General features: G+C 57.3%; 29 protein-coding genes and 1 tRNA gene. 21 read left to right on the top strand and 9 right to left on the bottom strand.

Going from position 1 to position 23,318, the window contains the following annotated elements; all coding sequences use genetic code 11:
* Both D882_RS0101400 and D882_RS0101395 read left to right on the top strand, forming a co-directional pair.
* Nucleotides 1-1,236, top strand: coding sequence for a cytochrome c (locus tag D882_RS0101400; protein WP_027921575.1), 1,236 nt, complete (start codon nucleotides 1-3; stop codon nucleotides 1,234-1,236).
* A gap of 1 nt (nucleotide 1,237) precedes the next feature.
* Entirely contained in the window at nucleotides 1,238-2,209 is a 972-nt protein-coding gene (locus tag D882_RS0101395; protein ID WP_027921574.1) for an XdhC family protein, read from the top strand.
* Nucleotides 2,210-2,258: 49 nt separating this feature from the next.
* Here D882_RS0101395 and D882_RS0101390 read toward each other — a convergent pair whose 3' ends face one another.
* Nucleotides 2,259-3,542: an FAD-binding oxidoreductase gene (locus D882_RS0101390; RefSeq protein ID WP_027921573.1), complete on the bottom strand. Its 1,284-nt coding sequence runs from the start codon at nucleotides 3,540-3,542 to the stop codon at nucleotides 2,259-2,261.
* Between the two features lie 183 nt (nucleotides 3,543-3,725).
* Here D882_RS0101390 and D882_RS0101385 point away from each other — a divergent pair.
* The 3 genes from D882_RS0101385 (at nucleotide 3,726) to D882_RS0101375 (ending at nucleotide 4,683) form a co-directional block, all read left to right on the top strand.
* Nucleotides 3,726-3,802 (top strand) — tRNA-Val (locus tag D882_RS0101385).
* Nucleotides 3,803-4,003: 201 nt separating this feature from the next.
* Nucleotides 4,004-4,426, top strand: coding sequence for an RDD family protein (locus tag D882_RS0101380; RefSeq protein WP_027921572.1), 423 nt, complete (start codon nucleotides 4,004-4,006; stop codon nucleotides 4,424-4,426).
* A gap of 62 nt (nucleotides 4,427-4,488) precedes the next feature.
* On the top strand, nucleotides 4,489-4,683 hold the full coding sequence (locus D882_RS0101375; protein ID WP_027921571.1) for a hypothetical protein: 195 nt from the start codon (nucleotides 4,489-4,491) through the stop codon (nucleotides 4,681-4,683).
* Nucleotides 4,684-4,745: 62 nt separating this feature from the next.
* Here D882_RS0101375 and D882_RS0101370 read toward each other — a convergent pair whose 3' ends face one another.
* Nucleotides 4,746-5,498 (bottom strand): carbonic anhydrase, encoded by a 753-nt coding sequence (locus D882_RS0101370; protein WP_027921570.1) that lies wholly within the window; start codon nucleotides 5,496-5,498, stop codon nucleotides 4,746-4,748.
* Nucleotides 5,499-5,957: 459 nt separating this feature from the next.
* On the opposite strand from D882_RS0101370, the gene D882_RS0101365 reads away from it, so the two are divergent.
* Nucleotides 5,958-6,413: a DUF2214 family protein gene (locus D882_RS0101365; protein ID WP_027921569.1), complete on the top strand. Its 456-nt coding sequence runs from the start codon at nucleotides 5,958-5,960 to the stop codon at nucleotides 6,411-6,413.
* Between the two features lie 189 nt (nucleotides 6,414-6,602).
* Here D882_RS0101365 and csrA read toward each other — a convergent pair whose 3' ends face one another.
* Nucleotides 6,603-6,797, bottom strand: coding sequence for a carbon storage regulator CsrA (gene csrA, locus D882_RS0101360; RefSeq protein ID WP_007938114.1), 195 nt, complete (start codon nucleotides 6,795-6,797; stop codon nucleotides 6,603-6,605).
* 250 nt (nucleotides 6,798-7,047) lie between these two features.
* On the opposite strand from csrA, the gene D882_RS0101355 reads away from it, so the two are divergent.
* Nucleotides 7,048-7,413, top strand: a complete 366-nt coding sequence (locus D882_RS0101355) for a sporulation protein (RefSeq protein ID WP_027921568.1) — start codon at nucleotides 7,048-7,050, stop codon at nucleotides 7,411-7,413.
* Between the two features lie 67 nt (nucleotides 7,414-7,480).
* Here the strand turns inward: D882_RS0101355 and D882_RS0101350 are convergent, their stop codons facing one another.
* The 3 genes from D882_RS0101350 to D882_RS0101340 all read right to left on the bottom strand — a co-directional run bounded on the left by D882_RS0101350 (nucleotide 7,481) and on the right by D882_RS0101340 (nucleotide 9,723).
* A complete protein-coding gene (locus D882_RS0101350) occupies nucleotides 7,481-8,170 on the bottom strand; it encodes an endonuclease (RefSeq protein WP_027921567.1) in 690 nt (229 codons plus the stop codon).
* A 4-nt stretch (nucleotides 8,171-8,174) separates the two neighbouring features.
* Entirely contained in the window at nucleotides 8,175-8,465 is a 291-nt protein-coding gene (locus D882_RS0101345) for a DUF1654 domain-containing protein (protein WP_032833378.1), read from the bottom strand.
* Nucleotides 8,466-8,634: 169 nt separating this feature from the next.
* Entirely contained in the window at nucleotides 8,635-9,723 is a 1,089-nt protein-coding gene (locus D882_RS0101340) for an asparaginase (RefSeq protein WP_027921565.1), read from the bottom strand.
* A 348-nt stretch (nucleotides 9,724-10,071) separates the two neighbouring features.
* Between D882_RS0101340 and D882_RS0101335 the strand changes: the two genes are divergently transcribed.
* From D882_RS0101335 to D882_RS0101300, 8 genes are all read left to right on the top strand, one after another.
* Nucleotides 10,072-10,518, top strand: coding sequence for a hypothetical protein (locus D882_RS0101335; protein WP_027921564.1), 447 nt, complete (start codon nucleotides 10,072-10,074; stop codon nucleotides 10,516-10,518).
* A 188-nt stretch (nucleotides 10,519-10,706) separates the two neighbouring features.
* Nucleotides 10,707-11,663: a sugar ABC transporter substrate-binding protein gene (locus D882_RS0101330; protein ID WP_027921563.1), complete on the top strand. Its 957-nt coding sequence runs from the start codon at nucleotides 10,707-10,709 to the stop codon at nucleotides 11,661-11,663.
* Between the two features lie 55 nt (nucleotides 11,664-11,718).
* The gene (locus tag D882_RS0101325; protein ID WP_027921562.1) at nucleotides 11,719-13,272 is read left to right on the top strand and encodes a sugar ABC transporter ATP-binding protein; all 1,554 of its coding nucleotides are present in this window, start codon (nucleotides 11,719-11,721) and stop codon (nucleotides 13,270-13,272) included.
* Entirely contained in the window at nucleotides 13,269-14,246 is a 978-nt protein-coding gene (locus tag D882_RS0101320; protein WP_027921561.1) for an ABC transporter permease, read from the top strand. The genes D882_RS0101325 and D882_RS0101320 overlap by 4 nt, the downstream gene beginning before the upstream one ends.
* Before the next feature lie 3 nt (nucleotides 14,247-14,249).
* Nucleotides 14,250-15,269, top strand: a complete 1,020-nt coding sequence (locus tag D882_RS0101315) for a LacI family DNA-binding transcriptional regulator (protein ID WP_027921560.1) — start codon at nucleotides 14,250-14,252, stop codon at nucleotides 15,267-15,269.
* Between the two features lie 56 nt (nucleotides 15,270-15,325).
* Nucleotides 15,326-16,243 (top strand): ribokinase, encoded by a 918-nt coding sequence (gene rbsK, locus D882_RS0101310; RefSeq protein ID WP_027921559.1) that lies wholly within the window; start codon nucleotides 15,326-15,328, stop codon nucleotides 16,241-16,243.
* Nucleotides 16,240-16,644, top strand: coding sequence for a D-ribose pyranase (rbsD, locus tag D882_RS0101305; RefSeq protein WP_027921558.1), 405 nt, complete (start codon nucleotides 16,240-16,242; stop codon nucleotides 16,642-16,644). Before rbsK ends, rbsD begins: the two co-directional genes overlap by 4 nt.
* Before the next feature lie 38 nt (nucleotides 16,645-16,682).
* Nucleotides 16,683-17,711: a nucleoside hydrolase gene (locus D882_RS0101300; protein WP_027921557.1), complete on the top strand. Its 1,029-nt coding sequence runs from the start codon at nucleotides 16,683-16,685 to the stop codon at nucleotides 17,709-17,711.
* 32 nt (nucleotides 17,712-17,743) lie between these two features.
* Here the strand turns inward: D882_RS0101300 and D882_RS0101295 are convergent, their stop codons facing one another.
* Nucleotides 17,744-17,956 carry a hypothetical protein gene (locus D882_RS0101295; protein ID WP_027921556.1) on the bottom strand — a complete coding sequence of 71 codons (213 nt, stop codon included), beginning with the start codon at nucleotides 17,954-17,956 and terminating at the stop codon, nucleotides 17,744-17,746.
* A gap of 132 nt (nucleotides 17,957-18,088) precedes the next feature.
* Between D882_RS0101295 and D882_RS0101290 the strand changes: the two genes are divergently transcribed.
* Nucleotides 18,089-18,394: a hypothetical protein gene (locus D882_RS0101290; protein WP_027921555.1), complete on the top strand. Its 306-nt coding sequence runs from the start codon at nucleotides 18,089-18,091 to the stop codon at nucleotides 18,392-18,394.
* Nucleotides 18,395-18,557: 163 nt separating this feature from the next.
* Nucleotides 18,558-18,878 carry an I78 family peptidase inhibitor gene (locus D882_RS0101285; protein ID WP_027921554.1) on the top strand — a complete coding sequence of 107 codons (321 nt, stop codon included), beginning with the start codon at nucleotides 18,558-18,560 and terminating at the stop codon, nucleotides 18,876-18,878.
* Between the two features lie 72 nt (nucleotides 18,879-18,950).
* On the opposite strand, the gene D882_RS0101280 is transcribed toward D882_RS0101285, so the two are convergent.
* Complete coding sequence (locus D882_RS0101280; protein WP_003179963.1) at nucleotides 18,951-19,163, bottom strand: cold-shock protein; 213 nt, start codon at nucleotides 19,161-19,163, stop codon at nucleotides 18,951-18,953.
* A 282-nt stretch (nucleotides 19,164-19,445) separates the two neighbouring features.
* Nucleotides 19,446-19,754, bottom strand: coding sequence for a hypothetical protein (locus tag D882_RS0101275; protein ID WP_027921553.1), 309 nt, complete (start codon nucleotides 19,752-19,754; stop codon nucleotides 19,446-19,448).
* Nucleotides 19,755-20,138: 384 nt separating this feature from the next.
* Between D882_RS0101275 and thrS the strand changes: the two genes are divergently transcribed.
* The 4 genes from thrS to rplT are packed head-to-tail and all read left to right on the top strand — an operon-like array spanning nucleotide 20,139 to nucleotide 23,251.
* On the top strand, nucleotides 20,139-22,061 hold the full coding sequence (gene thrS, locus D882_RS0101270) for a threonine--tRNA ligase (protein ID WP_010455934.1): 1,923 nt from the start codon (nucleotides 20,139-20,141) through the stop codon (nucleotides 22,059-22,061).
* On the top strand, nucleotides 22,061-22,612 hold the full coding sequence (infC, locus tag D882_RS0101265; RefSeq protein ID WP_172435341.1) for a translation initiation factor IF-3: 552 nt from the start codon (nucleotides 22,061-22,063) through the stop codon (nucleotides 22,610-22,612). Before thrS ends, infC begins: the two co-directional genes overlap by 1 nt.
* A gap of 60 nt (nucleotides 22,613-22,672) precedes the next feature.
* The gene (rpmI, locus tag D882_RS0101260; protein ID WP_008145659.1) at nucleotides 22,673-22,867 is read left to right on the top strand and encodes a 50S ribosomal protein L35; all 195 of its coding nucleotides are present in this window, start codon (nucleotides 22,673-22,675) and stop codon (nucleotides 22,865-22,867) included.
* A gap of 27 nt (nucleotides 22,868-22,894) precedes the next feature.
* Nucleotides 22,895-23,251 carry a 50S ribosomal protein L20 gene (gene rplT / locus D882_RS0101255; RefSeq protein WP_007905879.1) on the top strand — a complete coding sequence of 119 codons (357 nt, stop codon included), beginning with the start codon at nucleotides 22,895-22,897 and terminating at the stop codon, nucleotides 23,249-23,251.
* Nucleotides 23,252-23,318 lie beyond the last annotated feature (67 nt).

Raw genomic sequence — 23,318 nt, 5'->3', positions numbered from 1 at the left:
ATGAAGCAACTACTTTCCCGCCTGGCATTGGCGGTCGGTCTGGCTGCGCCGGTGTTGCTGGCGCACGCGGAAGATCAGGTCAAGCGCGGCGAATACCTCGCCCGCGCCGCCGACTGCATGGCCTGCCACACCGCGCCGGGTGGCGCGCCGTACGCGGGTGGTCTGCCGATTGTCTCGCCGTTCGGTACGATCTACGGCACCAACATCACCCCGAGCAAAGAGCACGGCATCGGCCTCTACAACGATGACGAATTCTTCGCCGCACTGACCGAAGGCAAGCGCCGTGACGGCGCCAACCTGTACCCGGCGATGCCGTACACCTCGTATCACTTGATTCCGCGTGACGACTCGGACGCGATTCACGCGTACCTGAAAACCGTCGAGCCGATCGAGCGTGCAGCGCCAGTCACCAGCCTCAGTTTTCCGTTCAACGTGCGCCTGGGCCTGATGGGCTGGAACATGCTCTACGGCAAAGACGTGAAGCTTTCGTCCACCGAGGGCAAAAGCGATGCCTATAAGCGCGGCCAGTACATGGTCGACGTGCTCGGCCACTGCGGCGAATGCCACACCCCGCGCGGTTTGCCGGGCGCGATGCAGCAGGACAAGCGCCTGACCGGTGGCCTGCTCAATGGCTATCTGGCACCGAGCCTGCTGGCCAATGACCTCGCGGCTCGCGGCTGGAACCATCAGGACCTGAGCTCGTTCCTCAAGCATGGCATGAGCGCCCAGGGCACGATGTTCAACGAGATGTTTCCGGTGTTCCACAACAGCACCCAGGGCCTCAATGACCCGGACCTCGCGGCGATGGCGACCTTCCTGCTCGGCGATCAACCGCCGCAAGCCAAGGTGTTGACTGACGTGCCGTTGGACAAGCTCACCGCCAGCGCTCAACGCGGCCGTCAGGAATACCTGAATGTCTGCGCCGGTTGCCACGCGGTCGGTGGCGAGGGCAAACCGCACATCGCGGTGGCCATGCGCGGCAACACCACGCTGCGCCTGGAAGATCCACGCAACCTGGTGCGGGTGATCGACGACGGTATTGGCGAACAGAAGTTTGCCGGGTTTGAGCATATGCAGCCAATGCCTGGGTTCGCCGAGAAGCTCAGTCACGAGCAACTGACTGATTTGCTGAACTACCTGCGTCAGGGCTGGGGTGGTCAGCCGGATGATCTGGCGGTGAATGACGTGCAGAAGTTGCGGGCTGATGCGCCGCCGCTCGAGCACAAGGCGCACTGATATGCAGCATCTCGATCTGCAAGTCGTGCGCCGGGCGCTGCAATGGTCGTCGGCGGGTCAGCGCGTCTGGCTGTGCACGGTGCTCGCCACCTACGGCTCGGCGCCGCGTGCACCGGGTTCGCTGCTGGCGGTGAACGCTGGCGGGCAATGGATCGGTTCGCTGTCGGGTGGCTGTGTCGAGGAGGACTTTCTCGAGCGAGTCGCCGAAGGGGCGTTCCTGGAAGCGGTCAGCGTCGTGCGTTATGGCGAGGGTGATGATCCGCGCTCGCGGGTGAGTCTGCCCTGTGGCGGTGTACTCGATGTGCTGGTGGAGAACCTTGGGCCGGATTGCGAGGTTCAGGCGCATCTGCGAGAACTGGAGTTGGCGTTGTTGGGTCAGCGTCGCCTGATCCGCGAAGTCGATCTGGCCAGCGGTGCGCGCAGCCTGTTCGATGATCGCGAGCAGGGCGTGCGCATCGAGCGTGAGATCGACCGGGTACGCGTGCGGATCGGTGCGGCTCAACGCTTGTTGCTGGCCGGGTATTCCTCGGTTGCGCAGGCGTGTGCAGCGTTCGCCGTCGGGTTGGGTTTCGAAGTGATTCTCTGTGATCCGCGCGACGAGGTGCTGGAAGGCGTGGTGCTGGAAAACGTCGAGATTCGTCGTCAGTTGCCCTCGGTGTTCATTGCTGACGGCGGTTGCCACAGCGACACGGCGGTGGTGGCGTTGACCCACGATCCCCGCATCGACGACCTGGCGATGATGGAAGCTGTGCGTACCGAAGCGTTTTACATCGGTGTGATGGGGTCCATGCAGACATCGCAAAAGCGCTTTGAGCGGTTGCGCAGGATTGGTGGTCTGGGGGAGGCCGAGCTGGCGCGGATTCATGCGCCGATCGGATTGAACCTGGGCAGCAAGACACCGGCTGAAATCGCCCTTGCGGTACTCGCCGATATCCTGCGGATCCGCAGCGGCATTGCACGGGACAAACTGTAAACACCACTCCTACAAAAAAGGGGCCGCATTCAGCGGCCCCTTTTTTGTATCAGTATCCGAATTTGTCCCGCAGTCCGTAGTACCAGGCGCCCAGCGCCGCAAACGGTGTGCGCAGCAATTGTCCGCCAGGGAACGGGTAGTGCGGCAGATCGGCAAACGCATCAAAACGCTCCGCTTGACCTCGCAGCGCCTCGGCCAGCACTTTGCCCGCCAGGTGCGTATACGTCACGCCATGGCCGCTGCAGCCTTGGGAATAGTAGATGTTGTCACCGATCCGTCCGACCTGTGGAAGACGCGACAGAGTCAGCAGGAAATTGCCGGTCCAGGCGTAGTCAATTTTCACGTCCTTGAGTTGCGGGAACGCCTTGAGCATCTTCGGCCGAATGATCGCCTCAATGTTTGCCGGATCCCGCGCGCCATACACCACGCCACCGCCGAAGATAAGGCGCTTGTCACTCGTCAGGCGGTAATAGTCGAGCAGGTAATTGCAGTCTTCGACGCAGTAATCCTGCGGCAGCAGGTTGTTCGCCAATTCCTCGCCCAGCGGTTCGGTGGTAATCACCTGAGTCCCGCAAGGCATCGATTTGGCTGCCAGCTCCGGCACCAGGTTGCCGAGGTAAGCATTGCCCGCCACGATGATGAACTTGGCCCTGACCTTGCCCTCTGGCGTATGCACCACCGGATTCGCGCCGCGCTCGATGCGCACCGCTGGCGACTGCTCATAGACAATGCCGCCCAGCGACTCAACGGCTGCGGCTTCACCCAGTGCCAGGTTGAGCGGATGAATGTGCCCGCCGCTCATGTCGAGCATGCCCCCGACATACTGATCGCAATTCACCACTTCACGGATACGACGTTGATCCATCAGCTCAAGCTGCGTATGACCGAAACGTTCCCACAGGCGCTTCTGCGATTCCAGATGACCCATCTGCTTGGCCGTGATGGCTGCGAACACGCCACCGTCCTTCAGGTCGCACTGGATATTATATTTGGCGACCCGCTCACGAATGATCCGCCCACCCTCGAACGCCATCTGCCCCAGCAACTGTGCTTGCTTGGGGCCAACGCTGCGCTCGATCACATCGATATCGCGGCTATAGCTGTTGACGATCTGACCGCCGTTACGACCCGACGCGCCAAAACCAACCTTGGCCGCTTCCAGAACCGTTACCTTGAAACCGTTCTCCAGCAGAAACAGGGCAGAGGACAGACCGGTGTACCCGGCGCCGATCACGCAGACATCAGTCTCTACTTCACCCTGCAAGGCCGGGCGCGGCGGAACCGCATTGGCCGATGCGGCGTAATAGGATTCTGGGTAGGGAGTGTTCGCCATCCTGCTGCCTCTGTTTAATATATTTTACGAGTGCCTTGATCCTACCCGAGTTAAAAATCGACCGCCAGCCACCGGAAAATCTTCTTCATCGCTGCAAAATTAAATATTTTGCATATTCATAGGGTTAGCTCGAAAAAAGGTGTTGACACCCCTCCGGAATTCCGTAGAATGCCGCCTCACAGCAGGCACGTAGCTCAGTTGGTTAGAGCACCACCTTGACATGGTGGGGGTCGTTGGTTCGAGTCCAATCGCGCCTACCAAACAAAATCCGCTCTGCTGGGCGGTCTAGAAGGGCTCACCGAAAGGTGGGCCCTTTTTTGTTGTTCGTGATATTACAAATTTTATAAACAATCCAGCTCGTTAGATCTGTTCCTCGCATCGCCTCAAATCTCAATGCGCCATTAAATGTTGCTAACCAGCTGCCGATACGCCTGTAACCAAACACCAACAGGCGACGACGCATGGATGTCAGTAATACTCAAAACGAATATCAAAAGCCAAAAAACCTGGCGGGTCTGGGACGTCGGTGGGGTGGGCAAATGATCGACTCACTCATCACGTTCTTTCTGTTCTTGTTTGTGGGGCGAATGGGCGACTTCGTAGGTCTGCCTCCCACCGTGGTCGCTATCCTGGCGCTGGGCGCGGGTGCGGGTTATTACCTGTTTTCCGACGCTATGCCCAATGGTCAAAGCGTTGGCAAAAAATGGCTGGGCATGTCGGTGATAGATGAGCGCAGCTACCTTGACTGCAATCTTTATCAATCCTTTGTGCGCAATATCACCACACCGTTCCTGAGTATTCTTGACTGGATCTTTATTTTCTTTGGTTCGCGCAAACGTCTTGGCGATATGCTCGCGTCGACGATCGTGATTCGATCCAGGTAAAGGGCGGTTTGCAGCAATTGAGGCGTAAACTGGCGGTGCTACCTCATCAAAAGGAGCCGCATATGATCGCCGACCAAACGAACAAACAGATGTCTGAGACTAGAACTGTTTGGGATCAGTTTTTCTGCGCTGCATTGATTGCGGAGAGCAACCTGACGGCCCCGGTCGTAGGTGGGGCTACTCACGAAGACAGGCAGAACCTGTTGATCGAAAGAGCCAAGGCGCTCGCAGACAAGATGATGGAAAACAGAAGGTAACCAGGGCCCAGCCATTGCGCTGGGCTTTTCATGCCTGGCTATGCCAATGACTGGTGTTTGAATCAGGCGATCAGGTCTACTTTCCCGGTTGCCAGGCGATAAACGCCGCCCACTACTTTCAACGTGCCTTTGCTGAGGGCGTCCGTCAGCAAGGGGGAAGCATTTTTTAGTCGCTTGACCGAGTCTTTGACATTTTGCGCTACCGCATTAGCGGGAAGACTACCCGGCTCCTTGAGTACCGTCTCGATAGAGCCCTTGAGTGCCTCAGTCAGTTTCGGGATGTGGCCAGGAAAAACGGTGTGATCTTTTACCGCCTTGATACCTGCGTTAATCGCACCGCAGTCTTCATGCCCGAGCACGAGGATTAGTGGTGAACCAAGCACCGCGACAGCGTATTCAAGGCTGGCCAAACCCTCATCAGTGACGAAATTGCCAGCAACGCGTATGGCGAAAAGATCTCCCCGGGCAGTGTCAAAAGCGTACTCGGGGGCGATACGAGAGTCAGAACAACTGAGTATCGACACGAACGGGTTCTGGCCTGTGACCAGGGCTTCTCGTTCGGCCTTGAAGTCATGAGTCTTGGAGGTACCGGAAACATATCGCTCGTTTCCCTCCATTAGCCGTTGAAGGGCCATGTCGGGGTTGATTGAGTTTTGCGGTTTTGGGGGTGGCGCCGTTTTCTCGGCGGCCAGGAGGAGTTGGTCAGGCAGGGCGCCAGCCAATAGCAGGGCACCGGCTCCAAGGCCGGCATACTTCAGGAACTTACGGCGACCACCCGCGTTTTGAAGTGGTTTTGAATCACATGATTCACACATGGCTTGTGTACTCAGGTGAAAGGGGGGGGGCTTGCTGTCAAAAGCGAGTGCTTTCAGAAGCCTTCAGCTCTTGTGTGGTGGAGTCTAGCCCGTCTGTGACGTAATGTTTCTGGTGCTGTTTTCAGGCCTGTTGCTTTCGTTTGCGATGACTTGGTTTAGTCAGAGTCTTGCTCATGTTCCATAAAAAAAGTGTGGATATTTAAGGGCTTACGATTTTTTTTAACCGGCCGGTGGTCGAAAATATATTGTTACAAGTGGGTTGCTGGGATATTATCGCCCCGCGTTCACCACCACGGTTTATGCATTTTTAAGTCCCAAGCTTCCATCAGCTGCTTGGGATTTTTTTTTGCCTGAAATTTGTCCTGCCCCTTCGAACACCCGCCCAAACCGGGCAAGTCCTGGTCTTTTGGGCTACTACTGTCTGGCCAAACTCAAACTCGGTCTGATGGGGGTACATCGATGCTGGTTCATTGGTCTCTTGCGGCAATTCACCTGCTGGCCGTTGCGCTGGCATTCTGGGCCGTTTTAAACCGCGGCACGGCATTCAGTCGCCTGGCGGCCGGGACTGGGGAAGCTCGGCGCGTGCTGGTGGCCGATAACCTGTGGGGGATTTCTGCGGTCATCCTCCTGATCACCGGAGGGATGCGGGCCTTTGGCGGGTACGAAAAAGGCACCGATTACTACCTTCACCAGCCACTGTTCCACCTCAAGATGACGCTCTTCGTGCTGATCCTGCTGCTTGAAGTTGCCCCGATGGTGGCGTTGATCAAATGGCGGATTGCGCTTGGGCGTGGCGTGACGATCGATACCGCTCGGGCAAAACTGTTTGCTCGTTTCAGTCATATCGAAGGCTTGCTGGTGTTACTGATGGTCATCGCGGCGACGGGGATGGCGCGTGGGGTAACCTTTGGTTGACCGAGAGCGATCACGTCCTTCCTCGGGGTTATTCGGAAACGTCTGACAGCCATGGCATGAGATATGCCAGTAGTATCGGCTTCAAGTTTTGGCGGGAGAGGGGGAGCGAGCCGGCGGGCATTGCGGCGCTCGAATCTTTAGCCAGCCGGTGTTCAGGGCGAACGGGCTGGCTACTGACTGCAACAGGATTCAGGGGGTTTGTGGCTTGTCTGGCGCGGTGAGGCCAGCCTGAATGCGCTGATAAATTTCTTCACGGTGCACTGCAACGTCTTTCGGGGCGTTGATGCCGATCCTGACTTGCTGGCCGCTCACGCCCAGAATGGTGATCGTAATGTCGTCACCGATATTTATGCTTTCACCGACTTTGCGGGTGAGTATCAGCATGGTCTTCTCCTTGATTGCTTTGTAGGGCACCTGATTCGAACAGTGCAGAGGTCGGTGGTATGTATAGATTAGTGCGAAGTCTCACGGTTTGGGTGCCTCTTTCTGACGCGCAGATGCTGCATTAATTCCCAAGGCGTAACTATACAGAGGCCGCAACCATCAATCTCGTTGTTTTGTGCCCATTTTGCGGCACTCGGGAAGTATTCATGAATGTTAAAATCACCGCTTTCGGCATTCAGAGGGAACCGTTGTGCGCAAAATGGTCTTGGTAATCGCTGTATTGGCGCTGGCTGGATGCGGTGAAGGGAAGGGTGTTGACGCTCAAAAAACGAAGCCGGCAGTCGTTTCCGCCCCCGCCGCGACAAACGGGCCGCAATGGGACCTCGAAGTGCGAGGTGAAACACCCCAGGCAGTGAGTGATCTGAGTGGCTGGCTGATTGAACACAGCTTCGTCTCCAACGTCATCATGGAAAACGGCAAGACGCGCATTCTGATGGGGCCATTCAGTTCGAAAGCCGAGACCGAGGCCAAGCAGGCAGAAGTGGCTGCAGCACTGGCGCGGGCCAAGAAACAGAATGTCGAATTGCTGGTGCTCGAGCGTCCTGCGGCCCAGTAACGCAGTGGCTGAAAAGGCAAAAGGCCTCGGGTTTTACGCCGAGGCCTTTTTACTTTCCAGCGGAAAGTCAGCCGCAGGCTTTCATGTTCACCGGCCCGACAAACTCGTTACCGCGACCCATGACGCACGCCACGCTCTGGTTACGCTGACGTTCCCAGGCTTCAACTGGATAAGTTTTGTTCCAGGCTTCGTACAGTTGGCGGTCTTGTTTCGACAGACTCAAGCCGTATTGCTTGCTCATGTAGAAATAAGTCCGGGCGATCATGCCGCGAATGGAAGGGCGGGGCATGACCTTCTTGGCCTTGAAATCCACCTGGGTCAGGCATGAGCCATATTGACCGGTCTGCACCGGCAGCCAGCCAAAACTGAAGTTGTTGCGGTCACCGTTCACCTCGCCAATGCTCGGCACCAGGTTGTGCAAATCGGCTTCGGCCTTCTGGAATACCGGATCGTAACGGGTGCAGTTCTTGCGCCCACCGGCCTGCCAGCACTGGCGCTGATGACCGATCTGCCACGCCGGGACAATATGCTCCCACTCGATGCGGGACGCGCGCTTGGCGTTTTTGCGCGGCACATAACCACAAGCAGCCAGGTTCACCTTGTTGCCGGTGTATTTGCAGCCGCAATAGAACTCGGTGGATTGCGGTGCATACAGTTTCCAGGCGACTTTTTTGGCTTCACTGAAGGTGCGTGGGGTGCCAGCCTGGGCCCCGAGGGAGATGAATAAAACCAGCAAAGCAAGCCAGCGGACACTCATTGACTCAATCTTCCTTCGGCACAACCCAGAAAATTTGCACACCGCCATCGTCGCGATAGGCGAGGGTGACGTTGTCGTTCTCGTCGATTTCTTCGAGCAATTGTTCCCACTCATCCACTGGTTCGTCCGGCAGGCGGAAGATCAGTGCTGCTTTGGCTTTTTGAGCGGTGGGGGAATTGATGATTTTCTGAACGCGCAGACCCATGCGTGCATAGGTATCAGGAGAAGCAGAGGGGGTGGCCACAGGATTATCCTTAGTAAGCTGTACGTGCATACAGTATTTAACTGTAAGCATTTTCGCAACTGCTTAAAATTCAAGAAAATCCTCTGACAGCGGTTTCTACCGTTTGCTGTAGGAAGAGGAGAAAACTTTTATCGGAGTTTTGCCAAGGGTGTTAACCACTCGTCAACGCTGACGAGTGGTTAAGAATGTGCCCGACCAGAACCGGTCGGGCGAGGGCGAATCAGTACTCCCAGAACATCCGTTGCAACTCTTTGCTGTCGTTGGTCTTGGTCAGTGCGACCATGGCCAGGATGCGGGCTTTTTGCGGGTTCAAGTCATGCGCGACCACCCAGTCGTATTTGTCGTCAGGCTGTTCGGCATTGCGCAGTACGAATCCGCCGGCGTTGACGTGGGACGAACGAATGATTTGCACGCCATCTTTGCGCAGGGCTTGCAAGGTCGGAACGACCCGCGAGGAAACCGAGCCGTTGCCGGTACCAGCGTGGATGATCGCCTTGGCCCCGGACTGAGCCAGCGCCTTGTACGCCGTGTCGCTCACGTTGCCGTAGGAATAGGCGATTTCTACGTCAGGCAGGCTCTTGATGGTTTTGATGTCGAATTCCGAGTCCATGGTGTGGCGCTTGGCCGGCAGACGGAACCAGTAGGATTTACCTTCGACCACCATGCCCAGCGGACCCCAGGCACTTTTAAACGCCTCGGTCTTGATGTTGATCATTTTGCTGACGTCGCGGCCCGACTGGATTTCATCGTTCATGGTCACGAGGACGCCCTTGCCGCGCGCTTCTTTGCTGCTGGCGACGGCGACGGCGTTGTACAGGTTGAGCATGCCGTCGGCCGACATCGCCGTGCCTGGGCGCATGGAGCCGACGACGATGATTGGCTTGTCGGTCTTCTCCACCAGGTTCAGGAAGTAGGCGGTTTCTTCCAGGGTGTCGGTGCCGTGGGTGATCACGATGCCATCGACGTCTTTGCTGTCCGCCAGTTCGGCCACGCGACGGCCCAGTTGAAGCAGGTTGTCGTTGGTGATGCTTTCCGAGGCGATCTGCATGACCTGCTCGCCACGAACGTTAGCCAATTGGCTGAGTTCCGGAACGCCGGCAATCAACTGGTCGATGCCGACTTTTGCCGCTTGATACGTCGCGCTGTTAGCAGCGCTCGCACCGGCGCCGGCGATGGTGCCGCCGGTGGCCAGGATGACCACGTTCGCCAGTTTCTGTTGGGTTTCGACTTCTTTTGCCTGAAGGGCGGTAGGGAGTAGCAGCAGGAGGGCCAAAGCGCCCGGAATAAAAGTGTTGAAGGCAGATTTCATTATTTTCTCTCTAGTAGTCAGACGGTGCTGATGCAAGTTCATCTAGATACGCCCCCGGCAGATCTGAACGCCGGGGGTGTAGGTGGAGAGCAGGATCTGTACCAGCCAAACGTTGAACGAGAAAAAGTTTTAACTAGTTGATTTATATCTGAAATTATCTTGGCTCTAGTCGAGGTTAAACATGAAGGCGTCCGGGTTTCCGAATAGGTTGAGCGTTTACGTTCGGCTCTCCGAAAATGCCTACGACGTTTGTAGAGAAGGTCACCTTGCCAAATCAGGAATCAATGCTAAAGAAACCCCCACATCGGTCGATGCCCCGTTAAGGTTATTTTTCTTACAGGAGTTCCCATGTCATTTTCTGTTGGTTTTCCAAATGCGGGCGCGGTCACCATCGGCGGCAAGTCCCCGTCGACGATCAATGCCTTGAGCGAAGCGACGGCTGACACCGCGACTCAGGTGCAGGGGAAGGAAGAGGGCAGCGACAACCAGGTTCGAACCGGTGGCGGTGCTCAGGACGAAACCAAGTCCAAGGGCGGCAGCACTCAAAGTATTGCGGTGCAAGTACTGCTCAAGCGCATGCAGGAACTGCAACAGCAACTGCGTGAGCAACAGCAACAACTGGCGGCTGCACAGGCAGCGTCTTATCCGACCCCGGAAGCCAAGGCCACGGCGGTGATGTCGATCCAGGGGCAAATCGCGGAAACCAACGGCGCGCTGTCACAAGTGGCAGGCAATCTGGTGAAAGAACTGGCCAAGGACTCCAGTACAGGCGGTCTGATCAGCACCGTTGCCTAACGTGGCAGGTCGGTTTTGCCAACGGAGACACCAAACAGGGCGTTGACAAATAGCAGCAGGGTTCGCATAGTTCGGTCTACGCAAACGTTTGCGAGGTCTTGTCGGTGGTCATGCCGTCGACGATCGGAGTCCAGGCATTACTCCAGCGCAAGCATTGCTCACAATAATCATAAGATCGGAGTGAACCCATGAAGCTGCCATTCGCTGGACGTCTTCTTGCTGTCGCTATGCTGGCTGTCGCATCCGCCGCGCTGCCCGTCTCATCGGCCTTCGCCGAATCGCCTGAAAAACCCAAAGTCGCACTGGTCATGAAATCCCTGGCCAATGAATTCTTCCTGACCATGGAAGACGGCGCCAAAGCTTATCAAAAAGACCACTCCGGCGAATTCGACCTGATCTCCAACGGCATCAAGGACGAAACGGACACTGCTGGCCAGACGCGCATCGTCGAGCAGATGATCCTCGCCAAGGTCAATGCCCTGGTCATCGCACCGGCGGATTCCAAGGCCATGGTTCCGGTGATCAAGAAAGCCATCGATGCCGGCATCACCGTGATCAACATCGACAATCAACTCGACCCGACCGTCCTCAAAAGCAAGAACATGACGGTGCCGTTCGTAGGCCCTGATAACCGCAAAGGCGCGCGTCTGGTTGGCGAGTACCTGGCCAAGAAACTGAAGGCCGGTGACGAAGTCGGCATCATCGAAGGCGTGTCCACCACCACCAATGCCCAGGCCCGCACCGCGGGTTTCAAAGATGCAATGGAAGCGGCGCAGATCAAAGTCGTTTCGTTGCAGTCCGGTGACTGGGAGATCGACAAGGGCAACAAGGTTGCCGCCTCGATCCTAAGTGAATACCCGGACGTCAAAGCCCTGCTGGCCGGCAACGACAGCATGGCCGTCGGTGCCGTTTCCGCCGTGCGTGCAGCGGGCAAGGCTGGCAAGGTGCAAGTAGTCGGTTACGACAACATCAATGCGATCAAGCCGATGCTCAAGGATGGTCGCGTCCTGGCCACCGCCGACCAGTTTGCAGCCCGACAAGCCGTGTTCGGTATTGAGACTGCGCTGAAAATCATCAAGGGCGAGAAGGTCGACAGCGGCACCAACGGCGTGATCGAAACCCCGGTAGAACTGGTCACCCAGTAAGCCTTCTGGCGACACACTGGTGCTCGCCCGTCCGGGCGGGCACAGGGAGAGTTTTATGTCCGTTTGCGCTCCGAACGCTGTCCTCACGGTCAGCGGTATCGGTAAGACCTACGCTCAGCCGGTACTGACCGGCATCGACCTGACGCTGATCCGCGGTGAAGTGTTGGCACTGACCGGTGAGAATGGTGCCGGCAAAAGCACGCTGTCGAAGATCATCGGCGGGCTGGTCACGCCGACCACCGGCCAGATGCAATTCCAGGGTCAGGATTACCGTCCCGGCAGCCGGACCCAGGCTGAAGACCTGGGCATCCGCATGGTCATGCAAGAACTCAATCTGTTGCCGACCCTGTCGGTGGCGGAAAACCTGTTTCTCGACAACTTGCCCAGCAACGGTGGCTGGATCAGTCGCAAGCAGTTGCGCAAAGCGGCGATCGAGGCCATGGCCCAGGTCGGCCTCGACGCGATCGACCCGGACACCCTGGTCGGCGACCTCGGCATCGGCCACCAGCAAATGGTCGAGATCGCCCGCAACCTGATTGGCGACTGCCATGTGCTGATCCTCGACGAACCGACGGCCATGCTGACGGCTCGTGAAGTCGAGATGCTGTTCGAGCAGATCACCCGCCTGCAATCCCGTGGCGTATCGATCATCTATATCTCTCACCGTCTTGAAGAACTGGCGCGGGTTGCCCAGCGCATTGCGGTGTTGCGCGACGGCAACCTGGTCTGCGTCGAGCCGATGGCCAATTACAACAGCGAGCAACTGGTCACGTTGATGGTCGGTCGTGAGCTCGGCGAACACATGGACATGGGGCCGCGCAAGATCGGCGCTCCCGCGTTGACGGTCAAGGGCCTGACCCGCTCGGACAAGGTTCGCGATGTGTCCTTCGAAGTGCGTGCTGGCGAAATCTATGGGATCTCCGGATTGATCGGGGCAGGGCGCACCGAGTTGCTGCGCCTGATCTTCGGCGCCGACACTGCGGACAGCGGCACGGTCGCGCTCGGGTCTCCGGCTCAGGTGGTGAGTATCCGCTCGCCGGCCGATGCAGTGGGTCACGGCATCGCCCTGATCACGGAAGACCGCAAAGGCGAAGGCTTGCTGCTGACCCAATCGATCAGCGCCAACATTGCCTTGGGCAACATGCCGGTGATTTCCAGTGGCGGTTTTGTCAACAACGGCGACGAGATGTCTTTGGCTCGGCGTCAGATCGACGCCATGCGCATCCGCAGTTCGAGCCCGACACAATTGGTCTCCGAACTGTCCGGTGGCAACCAGCAAAAGGTCGTGATCGGCCGCTGGCTCGAGCGTGATTGCTCGGTGATGTTGTTTGACGAGCCCACCCGTGGCATCGATGTCGGCGCCAAATTCGACATTTATGCGTTACTTGGCGAGCTGACCCGCCAGGGCAAGGCGCTGGTGGTGGTGTCCAGTGACCTGCGAGAGCTGATGCTGATCTGCGACCGGATCGGTGTGCTGTCGGCGGGGCGCCTGATCGACACGTTCGAGCGCGACAGCTGGACCCAGGATGACTTGCTTGCCGCCGCTTTTGCCGGCTACCAAAAACGTGATGCGTTGCTCAACGAAGCAGCGCCTAGGGACCTTCCATGAAAACTGCATCTTCTGCCGGCAAACGTAGTGGCAACTTCTACGGCCTGGGCACCTATCTGGGCCTGGCCGGTGCCTTGCTGGCGATGATTGCGCTGTTCTCGGTATTGAGCAGCCACTTTCTTTCTTATGACACGTTCAGCACCCTTGCCAACCAGATTCCCGATCTGATGGTGCTGGCGGTCGGCATGACCTTCGTGTTGATTATCGGTGGCATCGACCTGTCGGTCGGTTCGGTGTTGGCGCTGGCGGCATCAACGGTCAGCGTGGCCATTCTCGGCTGGGGCTGGAGCGTCCTGCCCGCCGCATTGCTCGGCATGGCGGCGGCGGCATTGGCCGGGACCATTACCGGTTCGATCACCGTGGCCTGGCGGATTCCGTCATTCATCGTCTCTCTGGGCGTGCTGGAAATGGCCCGGGGCGTGGCGTATCAGATGACCGGGTCGCGCACCGCTTATATCGGTGATGCCTTCGCCTGGCTGTCCAACCCGATTGCCTTCGGCATCTCGCCATCGTTCATCATTGCCTTGCTGATTATCTTCATCGCGCAGGCCGTGTTGACTCGTACGGTGTTCGGTCGCTACCTGATCGGCATTGGCACCAATGAAGAAGCGGTGCGTCTGGCGGGGATCAATCCAAAACCCTACAAGATTCTGGTGTTCAGCTTGATGGGGCTGCTGGCCGGTATTGCCGCGTTGTTTCAGATTTCCAGGCTCGAGGCGGCGGATCCCAATGCCGGCTCCGGGCTGGAGTTGCAGGTCATCGCCGCTGTCGTCATCGGTGGCACCAGCTTGATGGGTGGCCGTGGTTCGGTGATCAGCACCTTTTTCGGCGTCCTGATCATTTCCGTGTTGGCAGCGGGCCTCGCGCAAATCGGCGCGACCGAGCCCACCAAACGCATCATCACCGGCGCGGTGATCGTGGTGGCGGTGGTGCTGGATACTTATCGCAGTCAACGCGCAAGCCGGCGGACCTGAATCATGGCAACGATCAAGGATGTAGCCGCACTCGCGGGCATTTCCTACACCACCGTGTCACATGTGGTGAACAAGACCCGGCCGGTCAGTCAGGAGGTGCGGATCAAGGTCGAAGAGGCGATCAAGACGCTGGACTACGTGCCGAGCGCCGTAGCCCGTTCGTTGAAAGCCAAAACCACCGCGACCATCGGGTTGCTGGTGCCCAACAGCCTCAACCCGTACTTCGCCGAACTGGCGCGAGGCATCGAGGATTACTGCGAGCGTAAGGGGTATTGCGTCATTCTCTGCAACTCCGACGACAACCCGGACAAGCAGCGCAGCTACCTTCGCGTATTGCTCGAAAAGCGCATCGACGGTTTGATCGTGGCGTCGGCCGGTGGCGATGCGGGGCTGGCGGAAGGTCTCGCCGGTGTACGCACGCCGATGGTCATCGTCGACCGCGGGCTGGAAGGTGTGAATGCCGATCTGGTGCGCATTGATCACGAATACGGCGCGTATCTGGCCACTCGGCATCTGCTGGAGCTGGGGCATCGGGACATCGCCATGATCGGCGGTCCGGTGGGTACCAGCGTGGCGCAAATGCGTCTGGCGGGTTATTGCCGTGCCTTGCAAGAGGCGGGCGTCGACGTCAATCGCGAGCGCATGCTGGAAAGCGACTTCACCAGCACCGGCGGTTACAACGCCGCAGCGATTTTGTTGGAGCGCAATCCGCCCAGCGCGATCTTTGCCGGCAACGACATGATCGGCATCGGCGTGCTGCGAGCGGCCGCCGAACGCAATGTTCGGGTGCCGAGCGAGCTGTCGGTGATCGGCTTCGACGATATCCAGATGAGCCGTTATGTCTATCCGGCGCTGACCACCGTGGGGCAGTCGATCCTGCAGCTCGGTGAGATGGCGGCTGAAGTGCTTTTGCGCAGGATCGCCACGCCGGACATGGCCACTGATCAGCGCATCGTGACGCCCAGTATTGTGCTGCGAGAGTCGACCGCGCCGCTCGCCGGCGTGTTCGCCCAGTTTCGTTGAAGCACGCGCCGCTAAACCAAAAGCACTGCAGACACAGAATTAATGAGTAGCAATGTATGCCAGCAAAAGTAGTGGTGATAGGCAGTCTGAACATGGACCTGGTAACCCGGGCGCCAAGGCTGCCGCGTGGCGGTGAAACGCTGATCGGTCAGTCGTTTGCCACGGTGTCCGGTGGCAAGGGTGCCAATCAGGCCGTTGCAGCAACCCGGTTGGGCGCCGAGGTGTCGATGGTCGGTTGCGTGGGCAATGATGCCTATGGCGCAGAACTGCGCGCAGCCCTGTTGGTCGAGGGCATCGATTGCCAGGCTGTCAGTACCGTTGAGGGCTCCAGCGGCGTCGCGTTGATCGTGGTCGATGACAACAGTCAGAACGCTATCGTCATCGTCGCGGGTGCCAACGGCGCATTGACTCCGCAGGTCATCGACCGTTTTGACGCCGTGTTGCAGGCGGCGGATGTGATTATTTGTCAGCTGGAAGTACCGGATGCAACGGTAGGCCATGCCCTCAAACGGGGGCGTGAGCTGGGCAAGACCGTCATTCTCAACCCGGCCCCCGCCAGTCGCCCATTGCCGGCGGACTGGTTTGCCGCCATCGACTACCTGATCCCCAATGAAAGCGAAGCCTCTGCCCTGACGGGGTTGACGGTGGATTCCCTGGAATCGGCGGAAACCGCCGCGACCCGATTGATCGCCATGGGCGTGGGTAAAGTGATCATTACCTTAGGCGCCGAAGGCTCGCTGTTCGCCGACGGGGCACGCCTGGAGCATTTCCCGGCACCGAAGGTCAAAGCCGTCGATACCACCGCCGCCGGAGATACCTTCGTGGGTGGATTTGCCGCCGCATTAGCGTCTGGCAGCAGTGAAGCTGAGGCGATCCGCTTCGGTCAGGTTGCCGCGGCCCTGTCGGTCACCCGCGCTGGGGCACAACCCTCGATTCCCACCTTGTCCGACGTACAGGCGTTTAAAGCATCATGAAAAAAACCCCATTGCTCAATATCGCGTTGTCGCGGCTGATTGCCTCGCTGGGTCACGGCGATACGATCGTGATCGGTGATGCCGGTCTGCCAGTGCCGTCAGGTGTTGAACTGATCGATCTGGCACTGACCCAAGGCATTCCGGACTTTGTCAGTACCTTGAACGTTGTGCTGAGCGAAATGCAGGTCGAAAGCCATGTGCTGGCTCGCGAGATTCTCGACAAGCAGCCACCTGCATTGAGTGTTCTGGACAAGTTGAACGCTGAAGGTGCTCTGGGTTCGCGCGAGTTGCTCAGTCATGACCAGTTCAAGGTCCTCAGCCGACAGGCGCGGGCGATTGTTCGTACAGGTGAGTGTGCGCCGTACTGCAACATCGTGCTGGTATCGGGGGTGACGTTCTAGCGCTGGATTCGTTTTCCCCCTCGCACAAGGAGTGCGTTATGCCCCGCTATGCTGTGAAACTTCACCACCTGCTCCGGAGTTTGCTGCTTTTGTCCCTGATTACTGCAACGAGCGCCCAGGCGGCGGAAAAAATCGATTTGATCATCGACACCGATCCCGGAACCGACGACGTGGTCGCTTTGCTGTTTGCCCTGGCATCGCCCGAAGAATTGAGTATTCGTGCGCTGACAACCGTGGCCGGCAACGTGCGTCTGGACAAGACATCGCGTAATGCTCGACTGGCCCGGGAGTGGGCAGGGCGCGAAGACGTGCCGATTTATGCCGGTGCGCCGAAGCCGCTGATGCGCACGCCGATCTATGCCGAGAACATACATGGCAAGGAAGGTCTGTCAGGCGTCACCGTGCATGAGCCAAAGAAAGGCCTGGCTGAAGGCACTGCGGTCAACTACCTGATCCACACTTTGAAAACGGCCAAACCCCATAGCATCACGATCGCCATGCTCGGCCCGCAGACCAACCTGGCCCTGGCGTTGATTCAGGAACCTGAAATCGTTCAAGGCATCAAGGAAGTGGTGCTTATGGGCGGTGCGCACTTCAACGGTGGCAACATTACGCCGATGGCCGAGTTCAACCTGTTCGCCGATCCGCAGGCCGCCGACATCGTGTTGAAAAGTGGCGTGAAACTGACTTATCTACCACTGGACGTGACCCACAAGATCCTCACCAGCGAATCGCGCCTGAAGCAGATCGCGGCGATCAACAACAATGCCAGTAAGTTGGTAGGTGACATTCTTAATGGATATATCAAGGATGACATGGAGCACTACGGTATTCCCGGAGGCCCGGTGCATGACGCCACCGTCATCGCCTACCTGCTCAAGCCTGAGCTGTTCAGCGGTCGCTTGGTCAACGTGGTCGTTGATAGCCGCGAAGGTCCGACCTTTGGTCAAACTATTGTCGACTGGTATGACGGCCTGAACGCGCCAAAGAATGCGTTCTGGGTTGAAAGTGGCGATGCTCAGGGCTTCTTCGACTTGCTGACTCAGCGTCTGGCCCGTTTGAAATAAACCTCACGCCCGCAGGTGCCAGCCTGCGGGTCTTACGCCCGTCCTGCCTCTACGGCGGCTTTTTGGTCCGCCAGGTGTTTTTCGAAGATTTGCTCGATGAACGATTGTGCGGCCTCGGTTCCAAGGTCCCGGACCAACAGATCGATACCGATAATGGCGAGCTCTTCCGTACTGCTTGGGCTGTAGGAGCTATGTCCGTCCTGCCATTTGGCTTTGATGTCGGCGTCGATGCTTACGGTGGTCATGATGGCGCTCGTGAAGTCGGGGAAGTCTGAGCGTCGAGTTAACCATTTTGCGCGGCGTTTGGCACTCCGACTTAGGCATGGGAGGAGGGCTATGCGACACTTGGTCTTTGACGAATTTTCAAGGACCGCGCTGTGCAGATCGATTTGAACACTCCTGACGGTTTGACCCTTGAGGCTGTGCGCCAGCTATTGGCCTGCGCCAGTGACGATGAACACACTCAACTGCGGGTCACCAAAAGCGGCATCGCCTACATTTCGTCGGGCGTTGTGGGCGGCACAGACATCGACGGGCTGCGGTTTCGCCTGGAAACATGGGCCAAGGGTTCGGGTTATGTCGGGCGGGTCGCAGCCAGCGACGAGGTTTGGGTCATGCAGATTTTCAATGCGCTGAAAGACAACTGGCCGAATCCGCCGTTCGACTACATCGACGTCTATTGACGCTGTTCATATTCAGTCACGATTGCGGGATGAATGGTAGGGCGATGCTCAGGCACACTCGGCGCTTATGCGAATCGAGGGTCGGGTGAGGGCATTCACCTTGAAACCTATCGCCGAAATGGCGGTCGCACGATCTCTGCTTAATTATTGAAAAGGAGGCTTCATGCCTTGGAAGCTCGCGTCATTGGGTACTGTGTTTGCCGTCACTCTGCTGGCAGGTTGCAGCAGTCCGTCATCCGAGTCGGCAACTGACCCTGTAACGACGACTGACACGGGTCATAGCCGCTGCGAAGCAAAGGCTGCGCAATTCACTGTTGGCAAAGTGGCTTCGCCCGAACTGCTGGAGCAGGCGCGCACTCGCGCAGGCGCACAGAACGCACGGTTCCTGTCGCCCAACGACATGGTGACCCTGGAGTATCGCTCCGATCGCCTGAACCTGAACACCGATGCCAATCGGGTGGTCACTCGCGTCAACTGCGGCTGATCGCACCAGGCTTTTGTTTCGCCCATAAAAAACCCCGTCACATGGACGGGGTTTTTTTAGTGCGCCAGAAACTTACTCTGGGCGAACTTGTGCAGCTTGCATACCCTTTTGGCCTTTCTCAGCCACGAAGGAAACGGTTTGGCCTTCTTTCAGGCTTTTGAAACCGTCGCTTTCGATAGCTTTGAAGTGTACGAACAGGTCGTCACCGCCACCTTGAGGAGTGATGAAGCCGAAGCCTTTTTCATCGTTGAACCATTTAACGGTGCCGGTTTGGCGATTAGACATGGTGTATCTCCAAGAAACATATATTTTCAGTAGTGCTGTGCTGCTCAGGCCAACTGGGCACACCGGAGTATCATAGTCGAAATGTTCGCTTTGGGAGCCCCCCGGACGTGCTGTTTGCCCTCATGTAGCATGCTTTTCGTCACGTCGAATGGCTGGAAGCCCCGGTTTAAGCGGTTTTGCGCTAAAAAACAGGGCAGTAAAAAAAGCCATAAAACCTGCGTAAATTATGTAAATCAGCCCTTTTTGGGCTGGTTTTGACCTGCCAATCCTTCAGGATCCGAGCTATGCACCCTTATTTTGAACTCGGCACACCGCGATTTCTTTCAATGCGCGCTGACTCAATTCAGGGCCCGGCGGATTATTTTTGTCCATCAACTGCGCGATCTCTTGGGTGGTGAATTTCTTCTCGAGAACGTCGGCACCACATGAACAGTGCTTCTGCGCTTCGACCGGGTTGACGCTTTGGCTGGCCGCTTTGGTGCAATCGCTCATGTACTGGGCTTTCACACCGGCAGGCCAGGCAGCGTATGCGCTCAGTGGCAGCATCAAAGCAAGCGGGGCGGCGAAGGCGAAAAGACGGGGAAGACGCATGTCAGGAACTCCTTGGGGTCGATAATCTGTAGCGATTCTCAGCCTATTTGAGGTGGCCCGTACATCTCAAGTTCACTCTGCGCGGTAAAAGTGTGGAAATCTTCATTGTCTGAGCACGCAGGCGTCGACGACCGTTCATCTGTGCTAGCATGCCTCGCTCGGGCCTTTGCAAGCTCCGGATGACCTTCAGTCCCGGTGGCGGCAAATGCGCGATTAACCCTGATTTGAATCCCAGTCACTCTGGTTCGGTTTTCCGGTTGGCCGCAAGGCTCCTGCCGCTGTAAGGCAGGCGTTCGTCATTGAATGGCCTGGATCGGATCTTGTACTGGCTCATCCCAACCCACGTGACCTTTGGTAGGGGTCACCACTAGGAGAGGAGGCGCCATGCCAACTATTACTCTTCCCGACGGCAGTCAACGTTCATTCGATCACCCGGTTTCCGTAGCCGAGGTCGCCGCATCCATTGGTGCTGGCTTGGCCAAAGCCACCGTGGCCGGCAAGGTCAATGGCAAGCTGGTCGACGCCAGCGACATCATCGACAGCGATTCCACGCTGCAAATCATTACGCCAAAGGATGAAGAGGGGCTGGAGATCATTCGCCACTCTTGCGCCCACCTGGTTGGCCATGCGGTCAAGCAGTTGTACCCGACCGCCAAAATGGTGATCGGGCCGGTCATTGACGAAGGCTTCTATTACGACATCGCCTTCGAGCGTCCTTTTACTCCGGACGACCTGGCCGCCATCGAACAGCGCATGCAGCAGCTGATCGAGAAAGATTACGACGTGATCAAGAAAGTCACTCCGCGCGCCGAAGTGATCGAAGTGTTCAAGGCCCGTGGCGAAGACTACAAACTGCGCCTGGTCGAGGACATGCCGAACGAACAGGCCATGGGCCTGTACTATCACGAAGAATACGTCGACATGTGCCGCGGCCCGCACGTGCCGAATACGCGTTTCCTGAAATCCTTCAAGCTGACCAAGTTGTCCGGCGCCTACTGGCGTGGCGATGCCAAGAACGAGCAATTGCAGCGCGTTTACGGCACCGCCTGGGCGGACAAGAAGCAGCTGGCGGCTTACATCCAGCGCATCGAAGAAGCTGAAAAGCGCGATCACCGCAAGATCGGCAAGCGCCTGGGCCTGTTCCACACCCAGGAAGAGTCGCCGGGCATGGTGTTCTGGCACCCGAACGGCTGGACCCTGTACCAGGTTCTTGAGCAGTACATGCGCAAGGTTCAGCGCGACAACGGCTACCTGGAGATCAAGACGCCTCAGGTCGTTGACCGCAGCCTGTGGGAGAAATCCGGGCACTGGGCCAACTACGCCGACAACATGTTCACCACCCAGTCGGAAAACCGCGACTACGCCATCAAGCCAATGAACTGCCCTTGCCACGTGCAAGTGTTCAATCAGGGCCTGAAAAGCTACCGCGAGTTGCCGATGCGTCTGGCCGAATTCGGTGCTTGCCACCGTAACGAGCCATCGGGTGCGTTGCACGGCATTATGCGGGTGCGTGCGTTCACTCAGGATGACGCCCACATCTTCTGCACTGAAGAGCAGATGCAGGCTGAATCCGCTGCGTTCATCAAACTGACCATGGACGTTTATGCCGATTTCGGCTTCAAAGACGTCGAGATGAAGCTGTCCACTCGTCCGGAAAAACGCGTGGGTTCTGACGAATTGTGGGATCGCGCCGAAGCGGCATTGGCTGCAGCCCTTGATAGCGCGGGCCTGCCGTACGATTTGCAGCCGGGCGAAGGTGCGTTCTACGGTCCGAAGATCGAGTTCTCGCTGAAAGATTGCCTTGGCCGCGTCTGGCAGTGTGGTACCCTTCAGCTCGATTTTAACCTGCCTGTCCGTCTGGGAGCCGAATACGTCTCCGAAGACAACAGTCGCAAGCACCCGGTAATGTTGCACCGGGCGATCCTGGGCTCCTTCGAACGTTTCGTCGGAATCCTGATCGAGCACTACGAGGGTGCATTCCCTGCGTGGCTGGCTCCGACCCAGGCAGTGATTATGAATATCACTGATAAACAAGCCGATTTTGCTGCTGAAGTTGAAAAAACCCTCAACGAAAGCGGATTTCGTGCCAAGTCTGACTTGAGAAATGAAAAGATCGGCTTTAAAATCCGCGAGCATACTTTGCTCAAGGTTCCCTATCTCTTGGTTATCGGAGATCGGGAAGTCGAGATGCAGACTGTCGCTGTGCGTACTCGTGAAGGTGCTGACCTGGGCTCGATGCCCGTCGCCCAGTTCGCTGAGTTTCTCGCGCAAGCGGTTTCCCGGCGTGGTCGCCCAGATTCGGAGTAATTATTATTAAGCGTGAAATGAGACAAGATAAACGAGCTGCACCGAAAGCCCCGATCAACGAGAATATCTCGGCACGCGAGGTTCGGTTAATTGGGGCTGAAGGCGAGCAGCTTGGGATTGTGTCAATTGAAGACGCGCTTCTTAAGGCTGAAGAAGCCAAGCTCGATTTGGTGGAAATTTCCGCCGATGCAGTACCCCCTGTTTGCAAGCTGATGGACTACGGCAAGTCGATCTTCGAAAAGAAGAAGCAGATTGCTGCGGCCAAGAAAAACCAGAAGCAGATCCAGGTTAAAGAAATCAAGTTTCGTCCAGGGACGGAGGAAGGGGATTACCAGGTAAAACTGCGCAACCTGGTACGTTTCCTGAGTGATGGGGACAGGGCCAAGGTATCCTTGCGATTCCGCGGCCGTGAGATGGCCCACCAGGAGCTGGGGATGGAACTCCTCAAGCGAGTTGAAGGTGACTTGCTCGAGTACGGTTCGGTCGAACAGCATCCTAAGATGGAAGGACGCCAGCTGATCATGGTCATCGCCCCGAAAAAGAAGAAGTAATCAACAGGGCACGGCAGGCCTTCTGATTATGTTTATCAACTGAATGCGGAGTATCCGAACATGCCAAAAATGAAAACTAAAAGTGGTGCTGCTAAGCGGTTTCTGAAAACTGCTAACGGTATCAAGCACAAGCACGCTTTCAAGAGCCACATCCTGACTAAAATGTCGACCAAGCGTAAGCGTCAACTGCGCGGTAGCAGCTTGCTGGCACCGTGTGACGTGGCAAAAGTCGAGCGCATGCTGCGCCTTCGTTAATTTAGTCAAGAATAGAGGAAGTAACTCATGGCTCGTGTAAAGCGTGGCGTCATTGCCCGTAAACGTCACAAAAAAATTCTGAAACTTGCTAAAGGCTACTACGGCGCTCGCTCGCGCGTATTCCGTGTTGCCAAGCAAGCGGTAATCAAGGCAGGCCAATACGCCTACCGTGACCGTCGTCAGAAAAAACGTCAGTTCCGCGCTCTGTGGATCGCTCGTATCAACGCTGGTGCACGTATCAACGGTCTGTCCTACAGCCGTTTCATCGCCGGCCTGAAAAAAGCGTCCATCGAGATCGACCGTAAGGTTCTGGCTGATCTGGCAGTGAACGAAAAAGCGGCGTTTGCTGCGATTGTCGAGAAAGCTAAAGCCACCTTGGCTTAAGTACCCCCGACAGTCACCCGGCCTCACCTCTGTGGGGTCAGGTGTTAAACGTCATAAATAGGGGAAG

The sequence above is a fragment of the Pseudomonas sp. URMO17WK12:I12 genome (assembly GCF_000514395.1).
Taxonomy (GTDB): domain Bacteria; phylum Pseudomonadota; class Gammaproteobacteria; order Pseudomonadales; family Pseudomonadaceae; genus Aquipseudomonas; species Aquipseudomonas mucoides.
This window is presented reverse-complemented; position numbering and strand designations above follow the sequence as displayed.